The 12,429-nt window shown below is 71.1% G+C and carries 11 protein-coding genes; 8 read left to right on the top strand and 3 right to left on the bottom strand.

The window, feature by feature from the left end:
* Positions 1-9: 9 nt before the first annotated feature.
* Entirely contained in the window at positions 10-603 is a 594-nt protein-coding gene (locus tag LNK82_RS38235) for a LysE/ArgO family amino acid transporter (protein WP_230571738.1), read from the bottom strand.
* A gap of 69 nt (positions 604-672) precedes the next feature.
* On the opposite strand from LNK82_RS38235, the gene LNK82_RS38230 reads away from it, so the two are divergent.
* The 7 genes from LNK82_RS38230 to LNK82_RS38200 all read left to right on the top strand — a co-directional run bounded on the left by LNK82_RS38230 (position 673) and on the right by LNK82_RS38200 (position 9,230).
* Complete coding sequence (locus tag LNK82_RS38230; protein ID WP_230571811.1) at positions 673-1,533, top strand: LysR family transcriptional regulator ArgP; 861 nt, start codon at positions 673-675, stop codon at positions 1,531-1,533.
* Positions 1,534-1,696: 163 nt separating this feature from the next.
* The gene (locus LNK82_RS38225) at positions 1,697-3,091 is read left to right on the top strand and encodes a CBM96 family carbohydrate-binding protein (RefSeq protein ID WP_230571737.1); all 1,395 of its coding nucleotides are present in this window, start codon (positions 1,697-1,699) and stop codon (positions 3,089-3,091) included.
* A gap of 69 nt (positions 3,092-3,160) precedes the next feature.
* Entirely contained in the window at positions 3,161-4,372 is a 1,212-nt protein-coding gene (locus tag LNK82_RS38220; RefSeq protein ID WP_230571736.1) for an MFS transporter, read from the top strand.
* On the top strand, positions 4,369-5,325 hold the full coding sequence (locus tag LNK82_RS38215) for a TolB-like translocation protein (protein ID WP_230571735.1): 957 nt from the start codon (positions 4,369-4,371) through the stop codon (positions 5,323-5,325). Before LNK82_RS38220 ends, LNK82_RS38215 begins: the two co-directional genes overlap by 4 nt.
* A 60-nt stretch (positions 5,326-5,385) precedes the next feature.
* On the top strand, positions 5,386-5,718 hold the full coding sequence (locus tag LNK82_RS38210) for a hypothetical protein (protein ID WP_230571734.1): 333 nt from the start codon (positions 5,386-5,388) through the stop codon (positions 5,716-5,718).
* Positions 5,673-6,368, top strand: coding sequence for a pentapeptide repeat-containing protein (locus tag LNK82_RS38205; protein WP_230571733.1), 696 nt, complete (start codon positions 5,673-5,675; stop codon positions 6,366-6,368). Before LNK82_RS38210 ends, LNK82_RS38205 begins: the two co-directional genes overlap by 46 nt.
* 174 nt (positions 6,369-6,542) lie before the next feature.
* A complete protein-coding gene (locus tag LNK82_RS38200) occupies positions 6,543-9,230 on the top strand; it encodes a lectin (protein ID WP_230571732.1) in 2,688 nt (895 codons plus the stop codon).
* 88 nt (positions 9,231-9,318) lie between these two features.
* Here the strand turns inward: LNK82_RS38200 and LNK82_RS38195 are convergent, their stop codons facing one another.
* Both LNK82_RS38195 and LNK82_RS38190 read right to left on the bottom strand, forming a co-directional pair.
* On the bottom strand, positions 9,319-10,173 hold the full coding sequence (locus tag LNK82_RS38195; RefSeq protein WP_230571731.1) for a carbohydrate ABC transporter permease: 855 nt from the start codon (positions 10,171-10,173) through the stop codon (positions 9,319-9,321).
* Positions 10,170-11,102, bottom strand: coding sequence for a carbohydrate ABC transporter permease (locus LNK82_RS38190; protein ID WP_230571730.1), 933 nt, complete (start codon positions 11,100-11,102; stop codon positions 10,170-10,172). Before LNK82_RS38190 ends, LNK82_RS38195 begins: the two co-directional genes overlap by 4 nt.
* A gap of 203 nt (positions 11,103-11,305) precedes the next feature.
* On the opposite strand from LNK82_RS38190, the gene LNK82_RS38185 reads away from it, so the two are divergent.
* Positions 11,306-12,429 (top strand): RNA-guided endonuclease InsQ/TnpB family protein (locus LNK82_RS38185; RefSeq protein WP_230571729.1); only part of this gene is annotated, 1,124 nt, incomplete at its 3' end.

Below are 12,429 nucleotides of genomic sequence, written 5' to 3'. Positions count from 1 at the left end.
GCGTCGGTGCTAGAGGACGAGGGAGATCCCGGTGGCGGTGACCACGACGGCGACCGCGGCGTCCAGGAGCCGCCAGGCGGAGGGGCGGGTGAAGGCGCTCGACAGCCAGCGCGCACCGAACCCGAGCGCGCTGAACCACAGCACGCTGCCCGTGATGGCGCCGGCCGCGAACCACCACCGGTCGTCGCCGAACCCGGTGGACGCCGTGCCCAGCAGCAGCACGGTGTCCAGGTACACGTGCGGGTTGAGCCAGGTCAGCGCCAGGCAGGTGACGATCACGGCGGCGCCGGCCTTCGCCGCGCCGTCGAGCTCCAACGCCGACGGCCGCAGCACCCGCCGTGCCGCCAGCACGCCGTAGCCGATCAAGAACGCCGCGCCGACCCACCGCACCACCGCCAACGCCGACGGCCACGACGTGAACACCGCGCCGACACCGCCGACGCCGAGCGCGATGAGCAGCGCGTCCGAGCCCGCGCAGATGGCCACGATCGCGGGCACCTGCCGGCGCAGCACGCCCTGGCGCAGCACCAAGGCGTTCTGGGCGCCGATCACGACGATGAGGGACAGTCCGGTGCCGAGCCCGGCGAGCAGCGCGTAGGTCACGACAGCGACGGTAGGAAGCGGAGGTGGTTAAGGCCAGCTATCTTTTCTTACGTATCATTAGCGATCGTGATGCTCGATCCGGAGTGCGTGCGGACGCTGTTGGCGGTGGTGGACGAGGGGACGTTCGATGCCGCCGCGAAGGTGCTGCACGTCACGCCGTCGGCGGTGAGCCAGCGGATCAAGCTGTTGGAGCAGCGCACCGGCCGGGTGTTGCTGGTCCGGTCGAAGCCCGCGCGGCTCACCGACTCCGGGGCCGTGATCGCCCGGTACGGGCGCCAGCAGGCGTTGCTGGACCGCGACGCGCGCGAAGCGCTCGGCCTGGTCGAGGACCCGACGCCGATCCCGGTCGCGGTCAACGCCGACTCGCTCGGCACCTGGTTCCGCCGCGTGGTCAGGGAACTGGCCACCGACGAGGGCTTGGTGCTGACGGTGCGGCGCGACGACCAGGACCACACCGCCGAACTGCTGCGCCAGGGCCTCGTCGTGGGCGCCGTCACGTCCTCGCCCCAGCCGGTGCAGGGCTGCGTCGTCCGTCCACTCGGGAGCATCCGCTACCACGCCGTGGCCACCAAGGGGTTCACCCGGCGCTGGCTCGCCGACGGGCAGCCGCTGCACGACGCGCCGGTGATCGTGTTCGACGAGAAGGACGACCTGCAGGACCGGTTCTGCCGCGAGCTCTCCGGCCACAACGCCTCCGCGCGCCGCCACCACCTGCCCGACGGCCACGTGTTCGAGGACGCCGTGGGCGCGGGCGCGGGGTGGGCGCTGCTGACCGAGCACCAGATCGCCGCGCACCGCAGGCTCGTGCACCTGGCCCCCGACCGGCCCGTGGACGTGCTGCTGCACTGGCAGCAGTGGAAGCTCGACTCGCCGCCGCTGGCCCGCGTCGCCGCCGCCGTGTTCCGCGCGGCGGCGGCAGAGCTCCACTGAGGGCCGGGGTGCTCCCGGCCGGATACACCCATCAGTGATGTACGTGTGAGCGGTTCGCCGGTCGTTCACCGGCCGGCCGCCCGACCATCACCACACAGTGTCCGCACGTCCCTACTGTCTGCGAAGCCCTCATTGCCGTCGTTCGAAGAACGAAGGGTTTCGCATGTCAGGACGCAGAGCTCCCCTCGCCCTGCTCGCCGTCGGCGTCGTCACCGCCGCCGCCCTCACCGCCATCGCCAACTCCGGACACGTGCCGACGGCCTCGGCCGCCACCACGACGTTCACCCCCACCGCCGACACCCACGTCGACAACTCCGTCACCGGCACGAACTACGGGACCTCCGGCCAGCTCGGCGTGGACGGCTCGCCGATCAAGCGGATGTTCCTCAAGTTCACCGTCTCCGGCGTCTCGGGCACGGTCGGCAGCGCCACGCTGCGCCTGCACACCGACGACGTCTCCGGCTCGACCAGCCCGGCCGGTGGCACGTTCCGCGCCATGACGAACACCACCTGGTCCGAGACCGGCGTGACCTGGAACAACCAGCCCGCCATCGACGGCGCCACGCTCGACACCCTCGGCTCCGTCGCCCGCAACGCCTGGTACGAGGTCGACGTGACCGCGCACGTGCGGGCCAACGGCACGTTCAGCTTCGGCGTCACCTCCACCAGCACCGACGGCGCCGACTACGACTCGCGGGAGACCGGCGCGACCGCGCCGCAGCTCGTGGTCACCACCGGCACCACCACCACGACCACCACCGCCCCGCCCAGCGGCGACCCCGTGCTGGTCGGCGTAGGCGACATCTCGAACTCCGGCTCCGGCGACAGCGCCACCGCCGCGCTGCTCGACACCATCCCCGGCACGGTCTTCACCACCGGTGACAACGTCTACAACAGCGGCACCGCCTCGGAGTTCGCGAACTACTACGACCCGACCTGGGGCAGGCACAAGGCCCGCACCCGGCCCTCGCCCGGCAACCACGACTACGGCACCAGCGGCGCGACCGGCTACTACGACTACTTCGGCGCGCAGGCGGGCCCGTCCGGGCGCGGCTACTACTCCTACGACCTCGGCAACTGGCACGTCGTGTCGCTGAACTCCAACATCAGCATGGCGGCGGGCTCCGCGCAGGAGCAGTGGCTGCGCGCCGACCTGGCCGCGAGCACCAAGCCGTGCACGGCGGCGTACTGGCACCACCCGCTGTTCACCTCGGGCGCCAACCACTCGCCGTCCACGGCGACGCGCCCGCTGTTCCAGGCGCTGTACGACCACAACGCCGACGTGGTGCTGTTCGGCCACAACCACCAGTACGAGCGGTTCGCGCCGCAGAACCCCAACGGCGGCCTCGACAACGCCCGCGGCATCCGCACGTTCGTCGCGGGCATGGGTGGCGCCAGCCACTACGGCTTCGGCACGATCCGCGCCAACAGCGAGGTCCGCAACAGCACCGCGTACGGCGTGCTGAAGCTGACCTTGCACAGCACCAGCTTCGACTGGCAGTTCGTGCCCGTGGCGGGCCAGACGTTCACCGACAGCGGCACCACCGCCTGTCACTGACCCCCACCGACCGCCGCGCCCGGCCGTCCCCCGACCGGGCGCGGCGCCTGCCGTCCCCGGAGGTGCGCCGTGTACCTGTCCACGATCACCCGCCCCAAGACCGCCGGCTGGAAGGGCATCAGCGCCAACGTCTTCGCGCTCGGCGCGGTCAGCCTCGTCACCGACGTCTCGTCCGAGATGGTCACCGCCGTCCTGCCGCTCTACCTCGTCGTCGGGCTCCAGCTCAGCCCCGCCGCCTACGGCGTCATCGACGGCGTCTACACCGGGGCCACCACCCTGCTCCGACTCGTCGGCGGCTACCTCGCCGACCGGACCGACCGGCGCAAGGGCGTGGCCGGGTTCGGCTACGCCCTGTCGGCCGTGGCCAAGCTCGGGTTGTTGCTGGCGGGCAGCTCCACCGCCGCGCTCGGCGCGGTGATCACGCTCGACCGGGCGGGCAAGGGACTGCGCACCGCACCGCGGGACGCGCTGATCACGTTGTCGACGCCCGCCGGCGACCTCGGCCGGGCGTTCGGCGTGCACCGGGCGATGGACGGGATGGGCGCGTTCGCCGGGCCGCTGGTCGCCCTGGCCGTGCTGGCGCTGGCCGGTGAGTCGTTCGACTCGGTGTTCATGACCAGTTTCTGCATCGCCGCGCTGGGTGTGGTGATCCTGCTGCTGTTCGTGCGCGACCACCGGTCGGCCGTGGCGTCGCAACCGGTGCGGGTCAAGGCGATCGGCGGGTTGTGGCGCGACGCCGGCGTGCGACGGGTCGTGCTCGCCGCCTCGCTGCTGGGCTTGGCCACGATCGGCGACGGGTTCGTGTACCTGTTGCTGCAGAAGCGCGAAGGCTTGTCGATCGGCTGGTTCCCGCTGCTCGCCGTCGGCACGAGCCTGGTCTACCTGCTGCTGGCCGCGCCGCTGGGCGCGGTGGCCGACCGGGTCGGCCGGCTGCCGGTGATGCTGGGCGGGTACGTGGCGCTGGGCGCGGTGTACCTGCTGGTGTTCGGGCCGTTCGGCGGGTGGGGGTTGGTCGTGCTGGTGGTCGCGCTGTACGGGGTGTTCTACGCGGCCACGGACGGCGTGCTGATGGCGTTGGCCGGTCCGTTGCTGCCGGAGCGGCTGCGCACGACCGGCATCGCGTTGATCCAAAGTGGACAGGCTTTGGCGTACCTCGGCTCGTCCGTGCTGTTCGGCCTGGCCTGGCAGTTCTGGGGTCCGGAGGCCGCCACCCGCCTGGCCGCCGCGGGCGTCGCGCTCACGTTGGCCGCCACCGTCGCACTCCTGGGACGCCGTTCATGACCACTCGGGCACGTCTTCTGATCACCGCGCTGGTCGCCGTGCTGCTGGCGGGTGTCGCGGTCGGGTACGCCGCGTGGTCCGGCTCGGGGTCCGACGAGGTGGCGTCCACCTCGGTCGACGGGCCGCGGTTGGTGGTGTTGACCAACGGCAGGCTGTCCACGGTGTCGCGGTCCGATCCGAGCGGGCCGCGCGAAGTGACCGAGCAGCGGTGCGACCGCGTCTACAGCGCCGGCGGGACCACCTCGTGCCTGCGGCCGGTCGGCGCGTTCAAGGCGGGTGAGCTGGCGGTGCTGGACGCGGGGTCGAAGGAGGTGCGGACGGTGCCGCTGACCGGGTTCCCCAACCGCACGCGCGTGTCGCCGAGCGGCCGGATGGTGGCGTGGACGTTGTTCGTGGACGGTCACTCGTACGCGGCCAACGGCTTCTCCACGAGCACCGGGATCCTGGACACGGCCACCGGCGCCCTCGTCACCTCGCTGGAGGAGTTCACCGCCACCGTGGACGGCACGCCCGCCACCGCCGTCGACCGCAACTTCTGGGGCGTCACCTTCACCGCCGACGACAACCGCTTCTACGCCACCATGTCCACCGGCGGGCACCGCTACCTGGTGGAAGGCGACTTCGCCGCACGCACCCTCCGGTCGATCGCGGACAACGTGGAGTGCCCGTCCCTCTCCCCCGACGGGAAGCTCATCGCCTACAAAGCGGCGGTGAACGGCGACCCGCAGCAGGGCTGGCGCCTGTCGACGATGGACCTGGGGACCTTGACCGCCACGCCGCTCGCGGAGACCCGCAGCGTGGACGACCAGCCGACCTGGATCGACCAGACGACCGTCGCCTACGGCATCCAGCGCGACGACGGCGTCAACGACGTGTGGGCGGTGCCGGCGGACGGCTCCGGCACACCGAGGATCCTGGTCCCGGAAGCCAACTCCCCCGCGCCGATCGGCTGACGAACGGACCACCGGGCGGCGTTCGGGTCGGCACGCGGTCGGTTGCGCCACCATGACGTCATGAGCGAGCAACCCTTACAGGTGAGCCGGGCCGTCCTCGGTTTCCGCCGGGGACCGCGACTGCGGCACGGGCTGGCGGCGGCGTCCCTCATCGCCGCGGTCGTGAGCCTGGCGCCCCGGTGGTGGGCGCAGGCGGCGGTGGCAGGTGGCCAGTGGGTCGGGCGGCACTGGGCGGTGTGGGTCTTCGCCCTGGTGGCTGCGGCGATCTCGGCGGCGATGCCGCTGCTCGTTCACGGGACCCTGCTGCTGGCGGCGGCCGCGGCGGGAGTGGGGGTGGTCCTGTGGGCGTGCTGGGACGACCGACCGGTGTCCAGGAGCGGCTCGACGCCGTGAAGGTCGTGCTGACCGTGGTCGGCGGCGTCGGCGCGGTCGTGGCGTTGACGGTCGCCTACCGGAGGCAGCGCCTCAACGAGGTCGACTCCCACCGCGAGGACGCGAAGGTGCTGCTCGACCGCTACGCCAAAGCGGCCGAGCTGCTGGGCGCGCCCGACGCCTCGGTGCGCGTCGCCGGTGTCTACGCGTTCGCGGCACTGGCGAACGACGCGCCGGAAGCGCGCCAGGGCTGCATCGACGTGCTCTGCGCCTACCTGCGCCAGCCCTACGGCACCGCCGACGCCGCGCAGCGGGACCCCGGTCAGGAGCGCCACGTCCGGCTCACCGTCATCCGGCTCATCCGCGACAACCTGCACCTCGCCGACGACGACCCGCGCACCTGGCGCGGCCACGACTTCGACTTCACCGGCGCGGTCTTCGACGGCGGTGACTTCTCCGGCGCGACGTTCACCGACGCCGGCCGGGTCACCTTCGCCGACGCCACGATCACCGGCCGCCTGTCGTTCGCCGCGGCCGCGTTCGCCGGCGGGGTCGTCGACCTCTCCGGGGTCGACCTCTCCGGGGTCGACCCCGAGTCGGCGGTCGAGCTGTGGCCGGCCGGCGTTTCGGTGCCTCAGGGCTTGCGGCTGCCAGACGCGGTGCGAGGGTGATTGGTTTTTGTCTACACTGAAACTATAAAGGCTTTCGCATTCAGTGAGCGTGTCCGGTGGACAACACCGGCCCAGCGCCGTTCCCCCGCGCAGCGGGTTCCTGGTCTGGACCTCCGATGGGAGAATCAAGGCCTGACAACGTTGTCAGGCCTCCTACCCCTGCCGGAGGTTCAGATGCGTCTCCGCTCCGCGGCTGTCGCCGCGCTCACCCTCGCCGCGCTCGCCGTCCCGGTCCACGCCGGCACGGCGCACGCCATCACCGATCCCGCGCAGCACGTCAACCCGTTCGTCGGCACCAAGCCCGGCGGCCCCGACTTCGGGCACGGCGGCGGCGCGGGCAACACCTTCCCCGGCGCCGTCGCGCCGTTCGGCATGCTCCAGTGGAGCCCCGACACGGTGACCCACCAGCACGGCGGCTACCACTACGACGACAACCGGATCCGCGGCTTCAGCCTCACGCACCTGTCGGGCCCGGGGTGCAGCGACTTCGGCACCGTGCCGTTCATGCCGTCCCTCGGCACGACGCCCACGGCCTACTCCACGTTCACCCACGCCGACGAGCAGGCGTCACCGGGCTACTACTCGGTCCGCTTCGACAACGGCATCCGCAGCGAGCTGACCGCCAATCAGCGGTCGGGCGTGGCCCGCTTCACCTACCCGGCCGGCCGGCGCGCCTCGCTCAGCGTCGACGCCGCCCGTGCGTTCAACTCGGCCACCGGCTCGATCACCATCGGGACCGACAGCCTGTCCGGCTACACCGACAGCGGCGGGTTCTGCGGCGCGGGCAACCGGTACCGGCTGCACTTCCACGTGACCTTCGACCAGCCGTTCGCCTCCACCGCCACGATCGCGAACGGCCTGGTCACGCCGGACGGCCGTGCGGTCGAGGGCAGCAGCCCCGGCAGCGTCCCGGCCTCGCCCAAGACCGCCGGGACGCAGCACGTGCCCGCGCCGTCCGCCACCGCGCAGGACGTGCGGCCGCTCGCCGCGTCGGCGTTCGTTTCGTTCAACGCCACGACGGTCACCGCCCGGGTCGGCATCTCGTTCGTGAGCCTGGACAACGCCAAGGCCAACCTCGCGGCCGAGACCGGCACGCGGTCGTTCGACGACGTCCGCACCGCCGCGCGCGCCGCGTGGAACTCCTGGCTCGGCCGGATCGACGTCACCGGCGGCACGTCGACCCAGCTCCGCGCGCTCTACACCGCGCTGTACCACTCCCTGTTGCACCCCAACGTGTTCAGCGACGTCAACGGGCAGTACACCGGTTTCGACCGGCAGACGCACACGACCGCGAGGACGCAGTACGCGAACTTCTCCGGCTGGGACGTCTACCGGTCCCAGATCGCGCTGATCGCGCTGCTGGGACCGGCGGAAGCCGCCGACATCGCGCGATCCGCGGTGAACCAGGCCGCCCAGGGCGGGTACTTCGACCGCTGGACGGTCGCCAACGGCGGCACGGGCGTGATGAACGGCGACCCGATGGCGATCATCGTGTCGACCGCGCACGCGTTCGGCGGCACGGGCTTCGACACGGCGGACGCGTTGCGCCGCATGGTGGCCGGGGTGAACGACATCCGCCAGCGCCCGGGGTGGTTGCAGTTCAACGACTACGGCTACGTGCCGACGGGCCTGGGCGACGTGTGGGGCTCGGCCGCGACCACGTTGGAGTACACCAGCGCGGACTTCGCCATCTCCCAGTTCGCGGCTCGGCTGGGCGACGCGGGCACCGCCGAGACCTTCCTCCGGCGGGCGCAGAACTGGCGCAGCCTGTTCCACTCGGGCAGCAAGTACCTGCAACCGCGCAACACCGACCTGACGTGGCCGGGGTTCAGCCCGACGCAGGAGAACGAGTACGTCGAGGGCAACGCCGCCCAGTACACCTGGATGGTGCCGTACAACCACCGCGGGCTGTTCGACGCCATGGGCGGCAACGCGGCCGTCACCGCACGGCTGGACACCTTCTTCACCGAGCTGAACGCCGGGCCGAAGAAGCCGTACGCGTACCTGGGCAACGAACCGACGCTCAACACGCCCTGGGCCTACGCCTACGCCGGCGCGCCGCACAAGACCCAGGACGTGGTGCGGCGGGCGTTGACGTCCCTCTTCCCGCCCACACCCGAGGGCATCGTGGGCAACGACGACCTGGGCGAGATGTCGTCGTGGGCGGTGTGGGCGGCGCTGGGCCTGTACCCGCAGGCGCCGGGACGGGCCGAGCTGGTGCTGGCCAGCCCGCAGTTCCCGACCACGACCATCCGACGCGGCAACGGCGCCACGATCGCGATCACGGCCCCGAACGCCTCGGACACCGTCAAGTACGTCCAGTCGTTGCGGGTCGACGGTGTGGCGTCCACCAAGCCGTGGCTGCCCGCGTCCTTCGTCGCGTCGGGCGGCGCGCTGGACTTCAGCCTGGGCGCGACGGCCTCGACCTGGGGCAGCGCCCCGGCCGACGCGCCGCCGTCGTTCGACGTCGGTCCGAACCCGGCGCGATCCGGCGCCGTGGTCGGCCTGGCGGGCAAGTGCGTGGACGGCGAGCCGGCGGGCCCGACCGACGGCGCGCCCGTGCGGCTGTGGGACTGCAACTCCTCGGCCGCCCAGCAGTGGACCCTCGCCCCGGACGGCACGGTGCGGGCGCTCGGGCGGTGCCTGGACGTCAGCGGCAGTTCGCGGACCAACGGCGCCAAGGTGCAGCTGTGGACGTGCAACGGGACGGGCGCGCAGCAGTGGTGGCCCAAGGGGTCGACGCTGGTGAACCCGCCGTCCGGGAAGTGCCTGGACGTGCCGAACAGCAACGCCGTCAACGGCGTCCAGCTGCAGATCCACGACTGCAACGGCACCGGCGCCCAGCAGTGGCGCCTCCCCTGACCGGGTCATCACCCGGCAGGGCAGTTAATTGGCCGGTCGCCACGGCTCTCCCATCACGTGGCGACCGGCCGTTGACACCGCCAGGCGGCTACTTGACGCCACCTGCGGTCAAGCCTGCGATGATCCTCCGCTGGAACAGCAGCACCACCACGACCAGCGGCACGGTCACGATCACGCCGGCGGCCATCTGCGTGCCGAACGGCTGGTCGAAACCGTACGCCCCGGTGAACCGGGAGATCGCGACGGTAGCAGTTTGCATCGTGCTGTCGTTGACCATCGACAAAGCGATGATGAACTCGTTCCACGCCGCGATGAACGTGATGATCGCGGTGGTGAAGATGCCGGGCGCGGCCAGCGGCAGGATGACCTTGCGGAACGCCTGGGCACGCGTGCAGCCGTCGATCATGGCCGCCTGCTCCAACTCCTCCGGCATCTGCCGGAAGAACGCGGTCAGGTTCCACACCGCCAGCGGCAGCGCGAACGACAGGCTGGGCACGATCATCGACTGGTAGGTGTTGATCCACCCGATGTCGGTGAACAACGCCAGCAGCGGCACCAGCAGGGAGATGCCGGGGAACATCGAGGTGGCGATGATCAGCGCCGCGACCGCGTTCTTGAACCGGAAGTGCAGCCGGGCCAGCGCGTACGCGGCCGACACGCCGATGATCAGCGTGAGGATCGTGGTGACGCCCGCGACGACCAGGCTGTTGAGCAGCGACCGGCCGAACCCGACGGCGGGCGAGAAGACCGCGGTCAGGTTGTCGAGCGAGAACGGCATCGGCAGCGCCGTCAGCTCGAACTGGTCGGACGGGCGGCGGAACGCCGACACCGCCATCCAGTAGAACGGCGCCAGGCAGTAGACCAGGATCAGCCCGAGCCCGCCGAACGTCAGCACCCGCTTCCACAGCGTGCCGTTGCCGCTGGTCTGGGTCGTGGCGCTCATTTTCGCGACCTTTCCCGAGCGGCGCCGATGACGTCCGCGCCGAGCAACCGCACGAACACCAGGGCCGTGACGGCCACGTAGACGAACAATATCGTCGCGTACGCGGCGGCGGGGCCGAACCTGAGGCTCGACGCCTCGTCGAAGGCCACCATGGACAGCGTCTCCACCGATTCCTTGCGGCTGCCGATGAGCACGAACGGCAGGTCGAACATGCGCAGCGCGTCCAGCACCCGGAACAGCACGGCCACCAGGAGCGCCGGCTTCACCAGCGGGAGCGTGATCTGCCAGAACTGCCGCCACGCCGACGCGCCGTCGACGCGTGCGGCCTCGTAGACGTCGTTCGGGATGATCTGCAGCCCCGCGAGCACCAGCAGGCCGACGAACGGCGCGGTCTTCCACACGTCCGCGAGGATGACCGCGAACTTCGCCTGCCAGCCCTCGGTGGTCCACAGGACCTGCTGCCCGATCAACGCGTTCGCCACGCCGTCGGCCTGGAAGATCCAGCGCCACAGCAGCGCCGAGACCGCGGTGGGCACGGCCCACGGCACCAGGATGCTGGCCCGCACTATGCCGCGCCAGCGGATCGCGTGGTGCATCACCAGCGCCATGCCGACGCCGAGCAGCACCTCCAGGGCGACCGTGATGACGGTGAACACCGTGGTGTTGCCGAACGCGTTCCAGAACCGGGCGGCGGACTCGCCGACGAAGATCGCGGTGTAGTTGTCGACACCGACGAAACGCGCGCCCTCGACGATGAAGCCGCTCTCGTCGAGGTCGGTCCCCTCCCGGAACACCGACTCGCGCAGCGCCGCCACCAGCGGGTACCCGACCACGAGGCCGAGCACGATGAACGTCGGTGACAAGAGCGCCGCGGCGAGTCGCCCCGCGCCCGAGGTCGCGCCCCGGGCGCGGCGAGCGACCGCCGTCACTCGGTCTCCTGGGTACGACCAGGGTCTGCGCTTCGGCGAGGAATTCGCCCGCCTGGGTCGCCCCAGTAACGCGAAAACGGTTCAGATGGGCGGCGCGCAGGCCGACCAACCGGATTCGCACTCATCGTTACTCCTTCAGTGTGCTGATCTGCGTGCGAACGGCGTACCGATGCCGCGCCTATCCGACTCCAGAGCAGGCCGCGATGCTGAACCGGACGTTCGGCTGTGTGCGCCTCGTGTGGCACAAGGCCCTGGCCGAACGCGACCGCCGTTGCCGCGTCGAGGGCAAGCGAACGTCGTACCGGGAGACCGACGCCCTGCTGACGGCGTGGAAGCAGACCGAGGGTCTGGCGTTCCTGTCCGAGGTGTCGTCGGTGCCGTTGCAACAGACCCTCCGTCACCAGCATGTGGCGTTCCGGAACTTCTTCGCCGGCCCGGCCAAGACGTCCGCGCCATCGGACTCCACCTGGTCCTTCGACCAAGTGGACGTCACCGCTCTGCACCCCACGATGGCGGTGGTCTCCCGTGACCCGGACGGCCGCTGGTACGTGACCTTCGCCGTCGACACCGACGAGGCGAAATCGCTGCCTGCCACCGGGCACGACGTGGGCGCGGACCTCGGTTTGCGGTACTTCCTGGTGACCAGCGACGGAGACCGGGTCGCCAACCAGCGTCACCTGGATCGCAAGGCGCGGAACCTCGCCCGCCACCAGCGCAGACTCGCCCGCTCTCAACGGGAGTCGAACAACCGGCGCAAGGCCAAGGCCAAGGTCGCCCGTGCCCACCGGAAGGTGCGCAACGCCCGGCACGACTTCCTGCACCGCACCAGCACCAACCTGGTGCGGTCGGCAGACCTGATCGCGATCGAGGATCTGGCGGTCGGGACCATGGTCCGCAACCGCAGGTTGGCACGCGCCATCGCTGACGCGGGTTGGGGCGGGTTCCGCCGCCAACTCGAGCACGAGGCCGCCCACGCCGGGCGCACCCTCGCGGTGATCTACCGCTGGTACCCGTCGACCAAGCGATGCTCGACTTGCGGGGAAGTGCTCGCCGAACCGGAACTGCCTGTCCTGCACTGGACGTGTCATGCCTGCCGCACCCATCACGATCGGGACCTCAACGCGGCGAAGAACATCCTCGCGGCTGGTCGAGTCGCAGCTCGGGGCGACTCGGGCGATGCCTGCGGAGCTGATGTCAGACGGCAAGGGCCCTCCCTTCCGCGATCGGCGACGAAACAGGAAACCCGCACCCGTGGGGGGGGGGGGGGGGGGGCCCCCCCCCCCCGGCCCGGGCCCCGTCGGCAGAACCACCCAAGCGGGGGGGGGCA

Origin of the sequence: Saccharothrix luteola (assembly GCF_020859565.1) — a bacterium.
Classification (GTDB): Bacteria; Actinomycetota; Actinomycetes; order Mycobacteriales; family Pseudonocardiaceae; genus Actinosynnema; species Actinosynnema luteola.
This window is presented reverse-complemented; position numbering and strand designations above follow the sequence as displayed.